This window comes from Peribacillus sp. NPDC096622 (genome assembly GCF_044762665.1).
In the GTDB taxonomy this organism is placed as follows: Bacteria; Bacillota; Bacilli; order Bacillales; family DSM-1321; genus Peribacillus; species Peribacillus frigoritolerans_B.
The window spans coordinates 477,091-497,837 of the sequence record NZ_JBIWES010000001.1 but is presented as its reverse complement, the minus strand read 5'-3'; the positions used below and the strand labels follow the sequence as shown (position 1 = coordinate 497,837).

The window sequence follows — 20,747 nt, the reverse complement described above, 5'->3', positions numbered from 1 at the left end:
CAACACGTTTTTTCATCCTTTCATGGGCGCATATGTATTCATTACCGAAACGAGAAAGAATATGGTTTGTGTGTAGAATGTAAAGTTTTACACCATTTTACTTCAATTTCTGATGAGAATCGGTTAGGCTTATAACATCAAGTATGCATAAGTGAAACAGTTACTGCTTATTGAAGCTTGAAAAAGGGTACAATGATATAAGAAGCTTAAAATTGATTAGTGCTGTAGAGAGGTGACATTTATGAAAAGAATAGGTGTATTGACAAGTGGAGGAGATTCTCCAGGCATGAATGCGGCAGTCCGAGCAGTTGTCCGGAAAGCAATTTTTCATGAAATGGAGGTCTTCGGTATTTATCATGGGTATCAGGGTCTGATAAATGGAAATATAAAGAAGCTTGAACTTGGGTCGGTCGGGGATATCATTCATAGAGGCGGCACGATGTTACATACGGCTCGCTGTCCGGAATTTAAGACGGAGGAAGGCCAGCTGAAAGCGATTGAACAATTGAATAAACATGGTATCGAGGGCATTGTCATAATTGGTGGCGATGGTTCTTACCGCGGGGCGAGAGCTTTAACGGAAAGGGGCTTCCCTTGTATCGGGGTTCCTGGCACGATTGATAATGACATACCGGGTACGGACTTTACGATAGGTTTCGATACGGCCCTGAATACAGTCATCGATGCCATCGATAAAATTCGGGATACGGCCACGTCCCATGAAAGGACTTATGTGGTTGAAGTGATGGGAAGAGATGCCGGCGATATTGCGCTTTGGGCTGGATTGGCTGGCGGAGCTGAAACGATTCTTTGTCCTGAATATGAATATGATATAGAAGATCTGATTGGGAAGCTGAACCGCGGACATGACCGTGGGAAAAAGCACAGTATCATCATTGTAGCTGAAGGTGTTGGAAGTGCCGTTGATATTTCCAGGAAAATTGAGGCCAAAGCAGGGTTTGAAACTCGTGTAACGGTCCTGGGCCATGTTCAGCGCGGCGGATCTCCCTCGGCAAATGACCGCGTATTGGCTAGCCGGCTTGGGGCAAGAGCCGTTGAATTGCTTCTTGAAGGAAAAGGAGGCAGGGCAGTCGGAATAGAACAAAATCAACTTGTTGATTATGATATCATCGAAGCCCTTGCTAAACCGCATACCATTGACAAGAAAATGTATGAATTATCCGCTGAGCTATCCATTTAATCATTATTGACCGATTGGAATCCCTTTTTATTAATGGGTATTAAAAAGAAGACTAAAACACTGCGCCCCCTGCCTTCAAAAGATGGACAGGCGGCGAGTTTCCCTTAAGGAGGATGACACTATGCGTAAAACCAAGATTGTTTGTACGATTGGCCCCGCAAGTGAAAGTATCGAAAAGCTGGTTCAATTAATAGAGGCTGGGATGAATGTAGCACGGCTTAACTTTTCTCATGGAAATCATGAAGAACATGCAGCCAGAATCCGCAATATCAGAGAAGCGAGCGAAAAAACGGGTAAACAGGTTGCCATCCTTTTGGATACAAAAGGACCTGAAATACGGACAAATAATATGGAAAATGATTCCATGGAGCTTGTAGCCGGCAATGAAGTCATCATTTCCATGAATGAAGTCCTGGGAACACCTGAAAAATTCTCCATTACCTATGAAGGGCTTCTGCACGATGTCCACCCAGGATCTAAAATCCTTTTGGATGATGGATTGATCGGGCTTGAAGTGTTGAAGATAGATGAGGTAAGAAAGGAAATCCATACGAAGATCTTGAATAGCGGTACTCTTAAGAACAAAAAAGGCGTGAATGTTCCAGGAGTTTCGGTAAACCTGCCTGGTATAACGGAGAAAGACGAACAGGATATCCTTTTTGGGATCGAACAGGGTATCGACTTCATTGCTGCTTCATTTGTACGCAGGGCTTCCGACGTGCTTGAAGTAAGTGAATTATTGCAGCAAAATGGAGCGGAACATATTCAAATCATCCCTAAAATCGAAAATCAAGAGGGCGTGGACCGTCTTGATGAGATCTTGGAAGTTTCAGATGGCTTGATGGTAGCACGTGGAGACTTGGGAGTGGAAATTCCTGCAGAAGAAGTGCCATTGGTCCAAAAACAAATGATCAAAAAATGTAATAATGCCGGGAAACCAGTCATAACGGCTACACAAATGCTCGATTCGATGCAGCGTAATCCAAGGCCGACCCGTGCAGAAGCAAGTGACGTGGCCAATGCCATATTTGATGGAACGGATGCAATCATGCTTTCTGGCGAAACGGCTGCTGGAACCTATCCTGTCGAAGCGGTGCAAACGATGCATAACATTGCTTCACGTGCTGAAACTGCCCTAGATTATCGGGATATATTATCAGTCAGAAGCAAAGTGAACCGCCATAATGTCACTGATGCTATTGGTCAATCCGTTGCCCACACCGCGCTTAATCTGAATGCCGGGGCAATCATCACCCCTACAGAAAGCGGTCATACGGCAAGGATGATTTCTAAATACCGGCCTAAAGCACCGATCATTGCTGTTACATCCAATGATCATGTTTCAAGAAGGCTTGCATTGGCATGGGGAGTCTATCCGCAGATTGGCCCAAAAGCGACGACTACCGATGAAATGCTTCAAACCGCAATAGATGAAAGCTTGCATTCTGGCTTAGTTTCCCATGGGGATTTAGTCGTCATTACAGCCGGTGTGCCTGTAGGTGAAACAGGTACGACTAACTTGATGAAAATTCATGTTTTAGGAGAGGTTCTTTTGAAGGCTCAAGGAATCGGCAGGAAATCGGCGAAAGGTGAAGTGGTAATAGCTAAGAATGCCAAGGAAGCTTTGGAAAAAGTGAAGGAAGGCTCTGTATTGGTTACGATCGGTTCGGACCGCGAAATGATGCCGGCGATTGAAAAGTGTGCGGCGTTGATTACGGAAGAAGGCGGTTTGACAAGCCATGCAGCTGTTGTAGGAGTTACATTGGGCATACCGGTCATCGTTGGGGCGGAGGACGCGACCAAGGTTTTCACGGAGGGTCAAAGAATAACGGTCGATGCAGGTCGTGGAGTCATTTATGATGGACATGCAAACGTTTTGTAAAACGAAATTTTGGCTGATTCCGTGCCAATGAGGTAAGATGGATGTACCGCACCAGAAATGGGCTGTGCAGGAGGAATGTAGATGAAATATTTTTTAATGTTTATCATTGCGATGCCGGTCGTTGAAATTATTGTCCTTTTGCTGTCAGGCAATCTGATTGGTTTTTGGCCAACGCTGTTCCTGATTGTAGCCACAGGTTTGATCGGAGCCTATTTGGCTAAACGGCAAGGGATGGAAACTTGGAAAAAGGCACAGGAACAGATTCATTACGGAATGATGCCAGGAAATGAAATCATTGATGGAATCTGTATCTTTATCGGAGCTGCACTGTTGCTGTCCCCTGGGCTCATCTCGGATATCATGGGATTGATCCTTGTGTTTCCGCCAACCCGGAATCTCCTCAAACCGATTGTTATCCGGTTTATCATGAACAGGATGAATAAAGGGAAAGTTACCATCATTCGGCATAAATAATATAAGGCTGTCTAAAGGCTCAAGCTTTTAGGCGGCCTTTTTGGTCTGGAAAAAAGGTCCGCAAGAGCATCCAATTTTTTTGGGGGGTGCTTTTTTGCTTTACATTGAAATGGGAGTTTCAATGTAAAGCGGATTTTGCCTGTTACACCATTGAATGATGATTTCCACGAGAATGAAATGTGTATGATTAACCATTGGAAACATTGGTAAATCAGGCTTTTCCATGCTAAAAAATCTTTTTTTAGATTTTTTAGAAAAAACTGGTGACAAATTTATGCAACGTGTTATATAATACAAACAGGAAATAAAACATCTGTATTATAACATAGAAGAGTTGGAAAGGATGTGGAGAGGCAACATGATTACGGAAGCAAAAGGCTTACAAATTACAGGCAACATTAAGCCAGGATATGAACAAATACTTACAACGGAAGCTCTTCAATTCATCGAAAGAATTGAACGGCATTTCAGTGGGAGAAGGGCAGAACTTCTAGAACGGCGGAAAAGCGTTCAGGAAGAACTGAATCAAGGCAAGCTTCCTGATTTCCTTGAAGAAACGAAGCATATTCGTGAAAGTGATTGGACGATTGCGCCCCTCCCGAATGATTTGCAGGACCGCAGGGTTGAAATCACTGGACCTGTTGATCGTAAAATGATCATAAATGCCCTGAACTCAGGTGCCAATGTATTCATGGCGGACTTTGAAGATGCTAATTCACCCACTTGGGAGAATTGCATTGATGGCCAATTGAATCTGCGCGATGCAATCCGCGGAACCATTTCTTTTAAAAATCCAAATGGCAAAGTGTATGAATTAAATGAAAGAACAGCTGTCCTAAAGGTAAGGCCACGAGGCTGGCATTTGGAGGAAAAACATGTCCTATTGGATGGACAGCCTATATCGGCCAGCATTTTTGACTTTGGACTGTACTTTTACCACAACGCAAAAGCATTGGTCGAAAAACAAAGCGGTCCATACTTTTACTTACCAAAAATGGAAAGCCATCTCGAAGCAAGATTATGGAATGAAATATTCGTATATGCACAGAACGATTTGAGAATTCCGCAAGGAACCATCAAGGCAACGGTCTTGATAGAAACGATTCTAGCTGCATTCGAAATGGACGAAATTCTGTACGAGCTGAAAGAGCATTCGGCAGGCCTGAACTGCGGCCGCTGGGATTATATCTTTAGTTTCCTGAAAAAATTCCGTCACTCGGATGATGTTATCTTCCCAGATCGGCAGCAGGTCACGATGACTGTCCCGAACATGAGGGCGTATTCCTTACTGGCAATCAAAACATGTCACACTCGTAATGCTCCTGCAATTGGCGGGATGGCCGCGCAAATTCCTGTTAAAAATGACCCGGTTAAGAACGATGAGGCTTTTGCGAAAGTAAAGGCAGATAAAGAACGCGAAGCAAGAGATGGTCATGATGGAACATGGGTCGCCCACCCAGGTATGGTTAGCACGGCAAAAGAGGTTTTTGACCTCCTCGTCCCAAAACCGAATCAAATTTTCCGGAAACGGGAAGATGTCCATGTAACAGCTCAAGAGTTGCTGACTGTACCGGAAGGAACGATCACAGAGGCAGGGTTAAGGACGAATATTAATGTCGGCATCCAATATATCGCCTCATGGTTAAGCGGCAGAGGTGCGGCACCTATCAATAACTTAATGGAAGATGCTGCAACCGCTGAAATTTCAAGAGCTCAAGTCTGGCAATGGATTCGTCATCCAAAAGGCATTCTCGAAGATGGCAGGAAAATAACCGAGGAATTATTCCATCAAATCAAAGAAGAAGAATTGGCGGTCATTAAATCGGAAGTAGGGGAAGAAACTTTCAAATCAGGAAAGTTTGAAGAGTCTACTAAACTATTTGAACAATTGATTGAAGCGGATGACTTTGCAGATTTCTTAACTAACGCGGCATACGGAAAATTATCTTAATATTCAAAATATATAATATGAATTAGGAGGAAAAAATGATGATGAATGAGAGAGCGCAAAAATTACAACAAAGCTGGGAAAATGACTCACGGTGGACTGGTATTAAACGTCCTTATACGGCCGAAGAAGTAATTAAACTAAGAGGTTCCATCGATATTGAACAAACATTGGCACGCCGTGGTTCCGAAAAGCTATGGAATCTATTAAATACAGAGGATTTCATCAATGCATTAGGAGCATTGACTGGTAACCAAGCAATGCAGCAGGTGAAAGCTGGTTTAAAAGCAATCTACTTAAGCGGCTGGCAAGTGGCGGCAGATGCTAACATCGCAGGGCAAATGTACCCTGACCAAAGTTTATATCCAGCCAACTCCGTGCCGCAAGTTGTTAAACGCATTAATCAGACACTTCAGCGTGCAGACCAAATCAGCTTTGCTGAAGGTAAAGATGATATCGATTGGTTCGCTCCAATCGTGGCGGATGCTGAAGCAGGTTTTGGCGGTTCCCTTAACGTCTTCGAATTAATGAAAGGCATGATCGAGGCTGGAGCGGCTGGCGTTCATTTTGAAGACCAGCTTTCTTCCGAGAAAAAGTGCGGTCACCTAGGCGGTAAAGTCCTTCTTCCAACCCAAACGGCAGTACGTAATTTAGTTTCCGCCCGATTGGCAGCCGATGTAATGGGTACACCGACCATCTTGATTGCCCGTACGGATGCTGATGCTGCAGATTTGATCACCGATAATATTGATCCGGTCGATGCACCATTCATCACTGGTGAAAGGACTCCAGAAGGATTCTACCGCACGAATGCAGGTCTTGACCAAGCCATTGCAAGAGGCCTTGCTTATGCGCCATATGCCGACCTTATCTGGTGTGAGACTTCTGAACCTAATCTAGCGGATGCTCGCCGCTTTGCCGAGGCTATCCATGCAGAGTTCCCGGGCAAATTGCTTGCTTACAATTGTTCCCCATCATTTAACTGGAAAGCGAAATTAAGTGATGAGGAGATTGCCAATTATCAAGTGGAATTGGGTAAATTGGGTTATAAATTCCAATTCGTTACACTTGCAGGCTTCCACTCATTGAATCATAGCATGTTCAACCTTGCTCTTGGTTATAAAGATCGCGGCATGGCTGCATACTCAGAACTTCAACAAGCGGAGTTCGCTAGTGAGCCGGACGGCTATACAGCAACACGTCATCAGCGTGAAGTGGGAACTGGTTACTTTGATGAAGTGGCACAAGTCGTTTCCGGTGGAACATCATCCACAACAGCACTTGCAGGTTCTACTGAAACAGAACAATTCGAGACGTCAAAATAATTTTAGCGTAAAACCAAAGATCCGCCTTGTAGCCGAGGCGGATTTTTAAATGGAAATGAGTGAATGCTAATAGATGTCTGGATTATCTTAATTGGTTTTTTTTGTATCCCCGATGATGAAAGTCCATATGGCCTTGAAGACATTGGCACGCAAAAGTGTATTGAATATGACAAGTACGACAGGTCCTGCAATCAGACCTAGGAAACCGATCAATTTGAAGCCGATGAACAAGGCGATGAGAGTGGCAAGCGGATCCAAACCAATACTGGAAGAAAGTACTTTTGGCTCAATTAGCTGACGCTGGACAACGACGATTATGTATAGGACGGACAAACCGATTGCGAGACTTGTATTCCCGGCGATGAATTCAAAGATGATCCAAGGAATGAAAATCGTACCTGTCCCTAAATAGGGAATGATATCGACAAGTCCGCATATCAGGGCAATGGTAATTGAATAATTCACCCCCAAAATGAGGAATCCGATTAAAATCGTGACAGTCGTCAATGAAACAAGAGTGAATTGTGCCCGGATAAACCCGAATAAAGCCCGTTTTAGGTCCCAGAATAAACGCTTTGCACCCGCAAATATCTTATCAGGCAACACTTTTCCGGTCATGCGGCCAAAGGTATCCCAATCCTTGCTGATGAAGAACGTGCCAAGCAGGGTAAAAAGGAGTGCCGTTGCTGTAGTTGGAAACCACCCGATGATTGTGGGGATGTTCTTCAAGAAAGCTTGAATGAAGCCGCTTACTCCCGTGGTGATGGATTCACCGATATTTTGGATATTCTTGAGGATCGTGTCTTGCTGTTCGGTATCCAAATTATTGAACATGGCAGCTATTTGATTATATAAAGGGATGACGGTGGTAGCGATGTATGTTTCTATATAATCCACGATGGTTTCAATGTGTTTCGGGATGACTCCGGCAAGGTAATTGGTCCCTGAAATGATTTCGGTAACCAGTAAGGTGATAAGACCCGCAAATAAAAGGAAAATGAGCAAAAGGGAAACGAATACAGCCAACCCCCGCGGCAGCCGCCCTTTCCTTTCGAAAAAAATGACCAGGGGATTCATCAAGAAAGCGATTATCATGGCAATGATGAATGGATATGTATATTTAGATAAATAAAACAAGGCAATTCCACCTAAAATTATCCCTCCGACGACCAGTAAAGAGCGAATGAAACGATACATATATACCGGATTCAAGTCATATCCTCCTTCAACCATTAAGTTTGTATTATAATTGTAACGATGATGGAAAAGAAAGGAAAGATTCTTTCATCTTTCGGCTTGGATTTTTTCCGCAGATGCATCGTTCCCTTAAATCATTTTTCTCCCAGGAACAAGGGAGTTTGTTATGTTAAAATAACAAAAAACAGAAGGAAGAAGGTGAAGGGATAATGATCAACGGTCCTGTCGTATTTTTAATTCTGCTTGCTGCAATCGGTTGGTTCGGGAAAAATACCTCACTGATCATGGCTGCGGGTTTTCTTTTAAGCATGAAACTGATTGGCCTTGACGCTAAAGTGTTTCCATACCTGGAAGCGAAAGGAATCAACTTGGGCGTCACGATCATCACGATCTCCGTACTCATTCCCATAGCAAACGGGGCGATAGGTTTCAAGGAACTCGGAGACGCGATAAAATCTCCTTATGCCTGGATTGCACTAGCATCTGGAATAGCTGTTGCGCTCATAGCAAAAAATGGGATTACACTCCTGTCGCACGATCCGCACATTACCACTGCCCTTGTATTTGGGACGATTCTTGCGGTCGCCTTATTCAAAGGAGTGGCTGTCGGCCCGTTAATCGGGGCGGGAATTGCTTATTTATGCATGCAGATCTTCAATTTTTTTAAATGAAGCGAGTGGCTAAGGGGAGAAAAGTCCGTCAATGCCGGGGTTGTAAATTTTCTATTTAATGTTTCGTTTATTCTGCTTTGGGTCATTTTTTTTAAAAAAAACGTTTTGAATCGCATTAAAAAAGCAAGAGAATATGTAGCTAATTTTTCTAATAAAATAATAATTTTTTCACATTTTAAGTGCTTTTCATTCCCAAAAAAGTGTTTATTGTTTATAATAATCATGTAACTGCTCTGATTTATTAAAAATGGGATTCAGAATATCATTGATATTTTTGAGGAATCTTAAAAAAAAGATGTAGTTATTGAGCAAGCGCTCACTAGGAATAGCTACAAGCATTATTTTTAGAATTTCGTATTAAAGATTATCGTACATTTTACTATTGTTGGGGTCATATTCTGTGAACGCTTCCAATACAAGATGTATGTCTTCTGCTAAAAAATAGATGGTTGTTAACAAAGCTAATTTCTTGGAAGCGCTATATTTATACGCTAATAGCAAGGGCATAGGGGAATATCTAGGAAAAGGAGAGATTTAGTATGACAGCAACAAAAGGTCTTGAAGGTGTGGTAGCAACAACTTCATCAGTAAGCTCCATTATCGATGACACATTAACGTATGTAGGTTATGACATCGATGATTTGGCTTCGAACGCAACATTCGAGGAAGTAATCTATCTTTTATGGCACGGAGCTCTTCCGAACAAAAGCCAACTAGAAGAATTAACTAAACAACTTGCTGAAAATGCTGAAATTCCAGCTGAAGTGGTTAATCACTTCAAAACATACCCAATTGATAAAGTACATCCAATGGGAGCTCTTCGCACTGCAGTATCTCTTCTTGGTCTCTATGATGAAGAAGCAGATGTAATGAGTGAAGACGCTAACTATCGTAAAGCAATCCGCATCCAAGCAAAAATCCCTACATTGGTAACAACTTTCGCTCGCATCCGTCAAGGGAAAGAAGCTGTTGCTCCACGTACAGATTTAAGCTTTGCTGCTAACTTCTTATATATGTTAAGCGGTAACGAACCAACGGCAATCGAAGAAGAAGCATTCAACAAAGCATTGGTTCTTCATGCTGACCATGAATTAAACGCTTCTACATTCACTGCACGCGTTTGTGTGGCTACATTATCTGATATCTATTCTGGCGTAACTTCTGCCATCGGTGCTTTAAAAGGGCCACTTCATGGCGGAGCCAACGAACAAGTCATGAAAATGCTTACAGATATTGGTTCAGTTGAAAACGTTGAGCCATATATCAACGAAAAATTAGCCAATAAAGAAAAAATCATGGGCTTTGGTCACCGTGTATACCGTAAAGGTGATCCTCGTGCTAAACACCTTAAAGAAATGTCACAAAAACTGACTGAACTTACTGGACAACCTCAATATTATGATATGTCCATCAAAATTCATGAAATCGTAACCGGTCAAAAAAATCTTCCGCCGAACGTGGATTTCTATTCTGCTTCCGTATACCACAGTTTAGGTATCGAGCATGACCTATTTACACCAATCTTTGCTGTAAGCCGTGCTTCAGGCTGGATCGCTCATATCCTTGAGCAATATTCAAACAACCGCCTTATCCGTCCGCGTGCAGAGTACGTTGGACCAGGTATGCAAAAATATGTACCGATTGAAAAACGCTAATTAAAAGTTTTTTCGAAAAATCATTTTTTATTTCATCGAATTTGTAGTAAATTAATAGATGTGAGTAAAAAAGGTTAGTGGTTCTGCCTCATTAAAATGGCAGGCCATCTAACCTTTGAATTTGAATCGGAGGTAAGAGACATGACACAAAGCCAAAAAATCACAGTTACTAACGGTGTTCTTAACGTACCAAACAACCCAATCGTTCCTTATATTGAGGGAGACGGAATCGGTCCTGATATCTGGGCTGCAGCATCCCGCGTTTTAGACGCAGCAGTTGAAAAAGCTTACAATGGCGAAAAGAAAATCGAATGGAAAGAAGTTTTAGCTGGACAAAAAGCATTTGACCAAACGGGCGAATGGCTTCCACAAGAAACTCTTGATGTCATTAACGAATATCTAATCGCTATTAAAGGACCTCTTACAACTCCAATCGGTGGCGGTATCCGCTCATTGAACGTTGCATTGCGTCAAGTATTGGACTTATTCGTATGTCTTCGTCCAGTACGTTACTTTGAAGGTGTACCTTCACCAGTTAAACGTCCAGAAGACACTGACATGGTCATCTTCCGTGAAAACACTGAAGACATCTATGCTGGTATCGAATATGCAAAAGGTTCTGACGAAGCCAAGAAATTAATCGAATTCCTACAAAATGAATTCGGTGTTCAAAAAATTCGTTTCCCTGAAACTTCAGGTATCGGAATTAAACCGATTTCCGAAGAAGGAACAAAACGTCTTGTTCGCTCTGCACTTAACTATGCGATCAAAGAAGGCCGTAAGTCATTAACGCTTGTTCATAAAGGTAACATCATGAAATTCACTGAAGGTGCATTCAAAACTTGGGGTTATGAAGTTGCAGAACAAGAATTCGCCGATAAAGTGTTCACATGGAACCAATATGACAAAATTAAAGATGCTGAAGGCACTGAAGCTGCTAACAAAGCACAATCTGCTGCTGAAGCTGAAGGCAAAATCATCGTTAAAGATTCCATTGCTGATATCTTCTTACAACAAATCCTGACTCGTCCTAAAGAGTTTGATGTTGTTGCAACAATGAACTTGAACGGAGATTACATTTCTGATGCATTAGCTGCACAAGTTGGCGGAATCGGTATCGCTCCAGGAGCAAACATCAACTACGAAACTGGACATGCCATCTTCGAAGCAACTCACGGAACGGCTCCTAAATATGCTGGTCTTGATAAAGTTAACCCATCTTCAGTTCTTCTTTCAGGCGTTCTTTTACTTGAGCACCTTGGTTGGAACGAAGCTGCAAACAGCATCACTAAATCAGTGGAACAAACAATCGCTTCTAAAGTTGTTACATACGACTTTGCCCGCCTAATGGAAGGTGCAACGGAAGTTAAATGTTCTGAGTTCGCAGACGAGCTTATCAAAAACCTTAAATAATTCATTATATGCTTTCTGGAAAAGTGCCTGAACGGGCTGCTTTTCCAGGAGGCTTATATATATTTTCAAGCGGATGTTAGAAGTATTCCAAAAGTATTTATATATTTTAAGGAGGAAATAACATGTCTAAACGTAAAAAAATCACAGTGGTAGGTGCTGGATTCACTGGTGCTACAGCAGCATTCCTTGCAGCTCAAAAAGAGCTTGGTGATATCGTTTTAGTTGATATTCCGCAAGCGGAAAACCCTACAAAAGGTAAAGCTCTTGATATGGCGGAAGCAGGACCTGTTCTAGGTTTCGATGCTAACATCATCGGTACATCCGACTATGCAGAAACAGCTGACTCCGACGTAGTGATCATCACTGCCGGAATTGCCCGTAAGCCCGGCATGAGCCGTGACGACTTAGTTCAAACTAACCAAAAAGTTATGAAATCAGTAACTAAAGAAGTGGTTAAACATTCCCCTAATACAACCATCATCGTTTTAACTAACCCTGTAGATGCAATGACTTACACTGTATACAAAGAATCTGGTTTCCCTAAAGAACGCGTTATCGGACAATCAGGCGTTCTTGATACAGCTCGTTTCCGCACTTTCGTAGCTCAAGAATTAAACTTATCCGTTAAAGATGTAACTGGTTTCGTACTTGGCGGACACGGAGACGATATGGTTCCTCTAGTGCGTTACTCTTATGCAGGCGGAATTCCTTTGGAAAAATTGATCCCTCAAGATCGTTTAGAAGCAATAGTGGCTCGTACCCGCACTGGCGGCGGGGAAATCGTAAACCTTCTTGGAAACGGAAGCGCCTATTATGCACCGGCTGCTTCCCTAGTGGAAATGGCTGAAGCAATCCTTAAAGATCAACGTCGCGTTCTTCCATCAATCGCTTATCTTGAAGGTGAATACGGATTTGAAGGCATCTACCTTGGAGTACCGACTGTACTTGGTGCAAACGGTATTGAACAAATCATCGAACTTGATTTGACTGAAGGCGAAAAAGCGGCACTTTCAAAATCAGTTGAATCAGTTAAAGCAGTAATGCAAGTCCTTCAATAAGAGATCATGATCAGACTGCCCGGATAATGGAAGAAAAGGCCAAGGCCTTTTTCCAACTCCGGGCAGTTTTTTAATCCGCTTCAAAAGAAGCCTTGAACTTATAATCTCCTTGCTGAAGATAGGGATAACTTTATTTCCGTTTTTTTTATGTGTAAATTTCATATAATATTCTTTATAATGGAATTGGATGAGTAGACCAAGAAATTGGTCTTTTGGGTAATACATAATTCAGGAGGATCTAATGTCAAAGAAAATTCTCGTAGTGGATGATGAGCAATCAATAGTTACCTTACTTCAGTACAATTTAGAACAATCAGGCTATACGGTGATCACAGCTTTGGATGGAGAACAAGGGCTGGAGGCTGCCGTGGATATGCGCCCCGATTTAGTGGTATTGGATTTGATGCTGCCTAAAATGGACGGGCTTGAAGTATGTAAGCAGCTTCGCCAGCAAAAAATCAATATACCGATCTTGATGCTGACAGCTAAGGACGATGAATTTGACAAGGTGCTGGGACTGGAACTAGGGGCGGATGATTACTTGACCAAGCCATTTAGTCCCAGGGAGGTAGTGGCCCGGATTAAAGCCATTTTAAGAAGATCCCAGTTGCAATCGAACGGAAGTGAGTCAAGTCAGGATCAGGAAGATGGTCTCTTGAAATTAGGGGAATTGAAAGTGTTCCCGGAACGATACGAAGCATTCTTTGATGAACAGCAATTAGAATTGACTCCAAAGGAATTTGAATTACTTTTATATTTGGCGAAGAATAAAGGAAGAGTGCTGACAAGGGATCAACTGCTCAGTGCGGTATGGAATTATGATTTCGCGGGAGACTCAAGGATCGTCGATGTCCATATTAGCCATCTTCGTGAAAAAATAGAGAAGGATACAAAAAAACCTCTTTATATTAAAACGATAAGGGGCTTGGGGTATAAGCTTGAGGAGCCTAAAAAAGAATGACGACCTATCGTAAAAAGCTCTTATATACCCTCATCACATTGGTGATGGTCGTCCTGATGGCCGTGGGCTTTTTATTAGGACACTTGTTCAAAAGTTATTATATTAAAACGTTCAATGAGCGTATACAGAACGAAACATTTTTCATTTCTACATATATTCAGGAGCATGGCGGGATCGAGTCCTTTTTGGAAAAAGGGAAGACGGCAAAACTGACACCGCTTTTAGATTCGAATTTAACCATTCTCTCCACGAGAGGGGAAATATTATACGATTCGACATCATCCAATGAAATACTTAAAAGCCATGCCAATGTCCTTCGCAAGATAACTTTGGAAAAAGGGCTTAAGCATGGGGAAGGGTATGAAGTGGTCGAAGGGGAATCGGACCTCCATTATTATTGGAAGACGGTTGAAAAGGACGGCGAGATTGAAGGATTTGTCGTCCATAGCAATGAAATAGAGGCCATCCATCAAGTGAATAAACAAATGTGGCAAATATTGATCATTTGTTTAGGGGTTGCCTTGATCATCATTCTCATGCTTGCGAGTAAAATCACCTCATATTATACCCGTCCGATCGAAGAGGCGACGACAGCAGCCATTGAACTGGCAAAAGGGAATTACGGAACCAGGACATTCGGGCGGCATTCCGATGAAACGGGAATGCTGACAACTTCTTTGAACATATTGGCGAGGAATCTTCAGGAAACAGAGGTAGCGAGGGAAATGAATCAGGATCGTTTGGAAGCACTTGTTGAAAATATCGGCAGCGGGGTCTTGCTGATAGACAGTAAAGGGTATACGACCTTAATCAACCGGGAATTCAAGAAAAGCTTTCATGTGAACGCCGCTACGTTTTTGTTTCAGGAATATTACTCGGTCATTAAAGATCAGGAAGTGATAGCCATCATCGAAGAGATCTTTCGAACGGAAAAAACGATAAAACGACAGGTGAAGATACCGCTTGCCATAGAACGTAAGCATTTTGAGATTTACGGGGCTCCCATTATCGGGAATCATGATGAATGGAAGGGGATCCTCCTCATTTTCCATGATATCACCGAATTGAAAAGGCTCGAGCAGATGCGGAAGGATTTCGTGGCTAATGTGTCCCATGAATTGAGGACTCCGATCACTTCCATTAAAGGCTTTTCTGAAACATTGTTAGATGGCGCTCTAAAAGACGAAAAGACCTTAAAGCACTTTTTATCGATTATCTTGAAAGAAAGTGACCGGCTGCAAGAACTCATTCAGGAGCTTCTGAATTTATCCAAGATGGAGCAACAGGAATTCGTTCTACACGCAGGGGTCGTGGATATTACGAAAGTACTTGGCGAAATACAAGAGATGCTTATAGGCAAGCTGAAGGAAAAAGAAGTATCCCTTGAAATTAAAACATCACCGGAACCAGTATTCATTGAGGGGGAATCTGACAGGATCAAACAGGTTTTCATCAATTTGATTACGAACGCATTGACCTATACACCAAATGGCGGCAGGGTCACCGTTGATATCATAGAAAATGAACAGACCGTCGATATTGCAGTTCAAGACAACGGGATCGGCATCGAAGAAAAAGAACTGCCAAGGATCTTTGAACGGTTTTACCGGATTGATAAGGCGAGGAGCCGTGATTCAGGAGGAACTGGCATTGGATTGGCAATCGTCAAGCACATAATTGAAGTCCATAAAGGTAAAATCAACGTGGAAAGCACACCTGGAACAGGGACGACCTTTACAGTCACTTTAAATAAAAGCTTAAAAGGGAAAATGTAGCGGGTTTCGTATTTACATGTCCTTTACAATTCCTTAAAACGGACTTCATAATGCAGGGGTACAATGGTTGTACAACCCCTCATCCAAGGAGTTAAACATTGACAGAGACATAGTCTCTGTTTGATTTTGTAGAAGTTCAATCTAAACTTTAAAGCATAGATGATTGGAACAGGTGAGCGAAACTCCCCGTAGGAATAGCCATTCCAAGGAGACCCCACAAGCACAAAGGGCGGACCGCCCGCGGAAAGCGACTACCCTGCGTTCCGTTCCGATCAACATTCAATATTGTATAAAACCCTTAAAAAACTGTAGGCAGAGACATAGTCTCTGTCTTTTAATTTTTGGCCATATTCCCCGGGAACCATTCCTCTATCCTATTTTCCTAGGAAAATATTTGATTTTCATGAAACTTTAGGCCCTTTCTTGCGTAAATAAGATATAACTGCAAAAGAAGGGGTGATACATATCGTTAGCTTAAAAAGGATATATACGATAACAGGACTTGTCTTTCTTATTTTAATTTTAGGTGTAGTTGCGATATCGACCTGGTACACGGTTGATGAATCCGATCAAGCTGTCATAATGACGTTTGGTAAAGTGGAACAAACGATAACGGAACCAGGACTTCACTTTAAACTGCCTTGGCCGATTCAATCGGTCGAGAAACTATCCAAAGAAACATTCAGTCTTAAATTTGGATATAAGGAAGAGGATGGAGAGGTGACGGATTACCCGAGTGAGACCAAAATGATCACGGGTGATGAAAATATTGTGCTGGCCGACCTAGTGGTTCAGTGGAAGATTACCGACCCTCCAAAATATCTATACAATGCAGATGATCCAGAAAAAATATTATACGATACGACTTCAGCTGCATTACGTAGCATTATCGGCAGTACGAAAATCGATGATGCCCTTACATCCGGTAAAGCGCAAATCGAAGCGGATGTACGCGATTTATTGTCGCAGCTAATGGAGAAATATGATGTCGGGATTTCCATATCTGCGGTTAAACTCCAGGATGTGGAGCTGCCGAATGAAGAAGTGCGGAAAGCATTTACAAATGTAACGGATGCCCGGGAAACGGCGAATACGAAAATCAACGAAGCGGATAAATATGAAAATAAGCGGATGAATGAAGCGGAAGGGGAAAAAGATGCCCTCATTTCACAGGCTAATGGGGATAAAGCTGCCCGTACGGAAGCTGCCCGCGGAGATGTAGCGGTCTTTGAAAAATTACTAAGTGAGTATAAAGGCAATAAGGGGATTACGAAGGACCGTCTTATTATTGAGACCCTTGAGGAAGTATTGCCGAATGCAGAGATTTATATCATGAATGATGATGGAAACACAATGAAGTACTTGCCGCTTCGCTCGCTTGAAAAGGAGGAAACGAAAAAAACTCCTGCCCCTGATGAAGCCGCTATACCTGAAGAAGAAACGAAAAAAGGGAATGCATCGGAAGAAAAAGCTACAGGGGAAGGGGGCACTAAACAATGAGCGGAAAAATAATAGATTTCTCTGAGCTGAAAAAAGGGGATTTTCATTGGCGGGGGTATGTGAGAATCGGCATTTTCCTGATTATTTTCATCGCGCTGCTGCTAATCATCTTCACCAATGTCTATATCGTCAAAGAGGGCGAATACAAAGTCGTCCGTCAATTCGGTGAGGTGGTAAGGATCGATAAGACCCCGGGATTGAAGGCGAAGGTGCCTTTCATTCAGAGTATCGAGACCTTGCCGAAGTACCAGATGACTTCTGATGTTTCCGAAGCGGAAATCAATACGAAAGATAAAAAGCGGATGCTAATCGATAACTATGCAGTTTGGAGAATAGAAGATCCGAAGAAATTGATTACAAATGCAAGGACACTTGAGAATGCCGAAACGAAAATGGAAGAGTTCATCTATTCGGCAGTTCGTTCAGAGCTGGGCCAGCTGAATTATGATGAGATCATCAATGATGAAAAGTCATCCAGGGGAAGTTTAAACGACCGCATAACCGAAAAAGTCAACGATCTGCTGCAAAAGGACAGTTATGGAATCAGCTTGACGGATGTCCGGATAAAGCGTACTGACCTGCCCGCCGAAAACGAAGCATCCGTCTTCAAGAGGATGATTTCCGAGCGGGAATCGAAAGCGCAGGAATACCTATCCAAAGGTGATGCGAAGAAAAACCGTATCATTGCGGATACTGATCGGAAAGTGAAAGAATTGCTCTCTACTGCAGAGGCTGATGCAGAAGTGATCAGGGCAGAAGGAGAAGGGGAAGCAGCGAAAATCTATAATAAATCTTTTTCCAAAGATCCCGAATTCTATAAACTATACCGGACTCTTGAATCCTACAAGAAAACGATTGGAGATCAAACGGTCATCGTTCTTCCTTCTGATTCCCCTTATGCCAGCTTGTTAATGGGAAATAATAAATAACCTTGAAGCCGTCATTTTTCTTTCCGCTTCTACTCATGGTAGAATAGAGAAAGAAAATGAACGGCTTTTTGCGTTTTTTAATAGAAGCTATAACTACATAAACATGTATGACTGGAGGAAGACGGATTTGGATAAAAAGTTAGTACTCATAGATGGAAACAGCATTGCATACCGTGCGTTTTTTGCGCTTCCGCTCTTGAATAATGATAAGGGGGTCCATACGAATTCCGTGTACGGATTCACAATGATGCTCAACCGCATTCTTGAAGAAGAAAAGCCAACACACATACTTGTGGCATTCGATGCGGGTAAAACGACGTTCAGACATGCATCATTTAAAGAATATAAGGGTGGGCGCCAAAAAACGCCGCCAGAATTATCCGAGCAATTCCCTTTCATTCGGGAGCTGCTTGATTGTTTTCAAATAAAAAGGTATGAACTGGAGAACTACGAAGCCGATGATATTATCGGTACGCTGTCTTTACAAGCGGAAAAAGATGGTTTTGAAGTGAAGGTCATTTCCGGTGATAAGGATTTAACGCAATTATCCTCCCCTAGTACGACGGTTTCCATCACGAAAAAGGGGATAACAGAAATTGAGGAATACACTCCAAAGCATATACATGAAAAATACGGTCTATCCCCTTTGCAAATCATTGATTTAAAAGGGCTGATGGGAGATGCCTCCGACAATATCCCCGGTATTCCGGGTGTTGGTGAAAAGACTGCACTTAAATTATTGCATCAATTTGAAACGGTTGAAAACCTGCTGCAGTCGATTGATGAGGTAAGCGGACAAAAATTGAAAGAGAAAATTGAAGAACATAAAGACCTGGCATTATTAAGCAAAGAGCTGGCTACGATAACGAGGGAAGCGCCGCTTGAAGTTTCAGTTAACGAGACCGAGTACACTGGAATGGATCAGGATCGAGTCATCTCATTCTATAAGGAGCTTGGCTTTTCGACTTTGCTCGATAAATTGGATGTAACGGAAAGCGCACCGCTTGAACAGGAGAAGATAGAGGTGCACACTGCTGAAATGACAGAGGAAATGTTTGCAGATGAAAGTGCCTTGTATGTTGAAATTTTAGAAGATAATTATCATCGTGCCGATATAATAGGGATCGCCATCAGTAATGAAAAAGGTCATTTTTACTTCCATGGAAATGATGCTCTGGGTTCCGATGCATTTAAATCCTGGGCTGAGGATGAAACAAAAAAGAAAACGGTTTTCGATGCGAAGCGTACGGTCGTGGCACTGCGTCATCGAGGAGTCGAAATAAAAGGCATCGATTTTGATGTGTTTTTGGCATCCTATATCCTGGATCCGGCAGAGTCAGTGGACGAAGTCGCAGAAATCACGAAAACTCAAGGTACTATCCGGCTTGAAACAGATGATGTTTTTTATGGAAAAGGTGCAAAACGCAAAATACCCGAGGAAGCGGAATTGAGGGAGCATATCGCCAGAAAATCGAAGGCGATCTTTTCTCTGAAAGAACCGATGATTGATAAGCTGCAAGAGTTCGAGCAGTTCCACCTATTTACGGAACTGGAGCTGCCACTGTCGATCATCCTGGCAAATATGGAATGGCAGGGAATCAAGGTGGATATAGGCCGACTGAAAAACATGGGACAGGAATTAGCCATTCGCTTAAGAAATATCGAAGCACGAATTTTTGAATTGGCTGGAGAGGCGTTCAATATCAATTCACCTAAACAGCTTGGGGCCATCCTGTTTGAAAAGTTGGAGCTTCCGGTCATGAAGAAAACCAAAACAGGTTATTCGACTTCAGCCGATGTGCTGGAGAAACTGGAGAGCAAGCATGATATCGTTAAGGAGATCCTGCTGTATCGCCAGCTTGGTAAATTGCAATCCACTTATATTGAAGGGTTGCTTAAAGTGGTCAATGGCAAAACGGACAAGGTGCATACCCGTTTCAACCAAGCGTTGACCCAGACCGGCCGGTTAAGTTCTACAGATCCCAATCTCCAGAATATCCCGATCAGACTGGAAGAAGGAAGGAAAATCAGGCAGGCCTTCATTCCTTCCGAAAAGGATTGGATCATTTTTGCTGCCGACTACTCCCAGATCGAGTTACGCGTCCTGGCGCATATTGCCAATGACAGCGGATTGGTGGAAGCATTCCAGGCCGGGATGGACATCCATACAAAGACAGCCATGGATGTATTCCATGTATCGGCAGATCAAGTCACTTCAAACATGAGGCGCCATGCCAAAGCGGTCAATTTCGGAATCGTTTATGGTATAAGTGATTACGGACTATCGCAAAGTCTTGGAATCACGAGAAAAGAAGCTGGAGAGTTCATCGAGAAGTATTTAAGAAGCTTTCCAGGTGTTCAGGAATATATGGAAGAAAGCATACATGAGGCACGTCAAAAAGGATATAGCACGACTTTGATGCAAAGAAGGCGATATATACCTGAGATAACAAGCAGGAATTTCAACATCAGGAGTTTTGCCGAACGGACAGCGATGAACACGCCGATTCAAGGCAGTGCCGCTGATATCATCAAGCTTGCCATGATAAACATGAATAAACGCCTGAAAAGGGAAGGGCTCAAAACGAGAATGCTTCTACAGGTGCATGATGAATTGATTTTTGAAACTCCTCCTGAGGAACTCGAAATCCTTAAAGTGATCGTTCCGGAGGAAATGGAAAATGCCATTGAATTGAACGTGCCACTTAAAGTGGATTATGCTTTCGGGCCAACATGGTTTGATGCCAAATAATAAAAG

General features: G+C 42.6%; 15 protein-coding genes. 14 read left to right on the top strand and 1 reads right to left on the bottom strand.

The features are described from left to right. Positions 1 to 241 precede the first annotated feature (241 nt). The 5 genes from pfkA (at position 242) to aceA (ending at position 6,830) form a co-directional block, all read left to right on the top strand. On the top strand, positions 242 to 1,201 hold the full coding sequence (gene pfkA, locus ACIQYG_RS02335) for a 6-phosphofructokinase (RefSeq protein WP_252296238.1): 960 nt from the start codon (positions 242 to 244) through the stop codon (positions 1,199 to 1,201). A 121-nt stretch (positions 1,202 to 1,322) separates the two neighbouring features. Beyond that, the gene (gene pyk / locus ACIQYG_RS02330) at positions 1,323 to 3,083 is read left to right on the top strand and encodes a pyruvate kinase (RefSeq protein WP_402835300.1); all 1,761 of its coding nucleotides are present in this window, start codon (positions 1,323 to 1,325) and stop codon (positions 3,081 to 3,083) included. 81 nt (positions 3,084 to 3,164) lie between these two features. Continuing rightward, positions 3,165 to 3,557, top strand: coding sequence for an FxsA family protein (locus ACIQYG_RS02325; RefSeq protein WP_402835299.1), 393 nt, complete (start codon positions 3,165 to 3,167; stop codon positions 3,555 to 3,557). 358 nt (positions 3,558 to 3,915) lie between these two features. Further along, positions 3,916 to 5,508, top strand: coding sequence for a malate synthase A (gene aceB, locus ACIQYG_RS02320; RefSeq protein WP_402835298.1), 1,593 nt, complete (start codon positions 3,916 to 3,918; stop codon positions 5,506 to 5,508). A gap of 38 nt (positions 5,509 to 5,546) precedes the next feature. After that, positions 5,547 to 6,830 (top strand): isocitrate lyase, encoded by a 1,284-nt coding sequence (gene aceA / locus ACIQYG_RS02315; RefSeq protein WP_402835489.1) that lies wholly within the window; start codon positions 5,547 to 5,549, stop codon positions 6,828 to 6,830. A gap of 87 nt (positions 6,831 to 6,917) precedes the next feature. Here aceA and ytvI read toward each other — a convergent pair whose 3' ends face one another. Further along, the gene (gene ytvI / locus ACIQYG_RS02310) at positions 6,918 to 8,042 is read right to left on the bottom strand and encodes a sporulation integral membrane protein YtvI (RefSeq protein WP_402835297.1); all 1,125 of its coding nucleotides are present in this window, start codon (positions 8,040 to 8,042) and stop codon (positions 6,918 to 6,920) included. A 194-nt stretch (positions 8,043 to 8,236) separates the two neighbouring features. Between ytvI and ACIQYG_RS02305 the strand changes: the two genes are divergently transcribed. From ACIQYG_RS02305 to polA, 9 genes are all read left to right on the top strand, one after another. Further along, positions 8,237 to 8,698 carry a DUF441 domain-containing protein gene (locus tag ACIQYG_RS02305; RefSeq protein ID WP_034309113.1) on the top strand — a complete coding sequence of 154 codons (462 nt, stop codon included), beginning with the start codon at positions 8,237 to 8,239 and terminating at the stop codon, positions 8,696 to 8,698. A 539-nt stretch (positions 8,699 to 9,237) separates the two neighbouring features. Then, on the top strand, positions 9,238 to 10,353 hold the full coding sequence (citZ, locus tag ACIQYG_RS02300; RefSeq protein ID WP_076364762.1) for a citrate synthase: 1,116 nt from the start codon (positions 9,238 to 9,240) through the stop codon (positions 10,351 to 10,353). Between the two features lie 96 nt (positions 10,354 to 10,449). Then, the gene (gene icd, locus ACIQYG_RS02295) at positions 10,450 to 11,766 is read left to right on the top strand and encodes an NADP-dependent isocitrate dehydrogenase (RefSeq protein WP_402835296.1); all 1,317 of its coding nucleotides are present in this window, start codon (positions 10,450 to 10,452) and stop codon (positions 11,764 to 11,766) included. A 122-nt stretch (positions 11,767 to 11,888) separates the two neighbouring features. Next, positions 11,889 to 12,824: a malate dehydrogenase gene (gene mdh, locus ACIQYG_RS02290; RefSeq protein WP_402835295.1), complete on the top strand. Its 936-nt coding sequence runs from the start codon at positions 11,889 to 11,891 to the stop codon at positions 12,822 to 12,824. Between the two features lie 241 nt (positions 12,825 to 13,065). After that, the gene (locus ACIQYG_RS02285; protein ID WP_402835294.1) at positions 13,066 to 13,785 is read left to right on the top strand and encodes a response regulator transcription factor; all 720 of its coding nucleotides are present in this window, start codon (positions 13,066 to 13,068) and stop codon (positions 13,783 to 13,785) included. After that, the gene (pnpS, locus tag ACIQYG_RS02280) at positions 13,782 to 15,560 is read left to right on the top strand and encodes a two-component system histidine kinase PnpS (protein ID WP_402835293.1); all 1,779 of its coding nucleotides are present in this window, start codon (positions 13,782 to 13,784) and stop codon (positions 15,558 to 15,560) included. Before ACIQYG_RS02285 ends, pnpS begins: the two co-directional genes overlap by 4 nt. 465 nt (positions 15,561 to 16,025) lie before the next feature. Continuing rightward, on the top strand, positions 16,026 to 17,060 hold the full coding sequence (gene hflK, locus ACIQYG_RS02275) for an FtsH protease activity modulator HflK (protein WP_402835488.1): 1,035 nt from the start codon (positions 16,026 to 16,028) through the stop codon (positions 17,058 to 17,060). Continuing rightward, positions 17,057 to 17,989, top strand: a complete 933-nt coding sequence (gene hflC, locus ACIQYG_RS02270) for a protease modulator HflC (protein ID WP_402835292.1) — start codon at positions 17,057 to 17,059, stop codon at positions 17,987 to 17,989. The genes hflK and hflC overlap by 4 nt, the downstream gene beginning before the upstream one ends. Before the next feature lie 127 nt (positions 17,990 to 18,116). After that, positions 18,117 to 20,741, top strand: a complete 2,625-nt coding sequence (gene polA / locus ACIQYG_RS02265) for a DNA polymerase I (protein ID WP_402835291.1) — start codon at positions 18,117 to 18,119, stop codon at positions 20,739 to 20,741. Positions 20,742 to 20,747 lie beyond the last annotated feature (6 nt).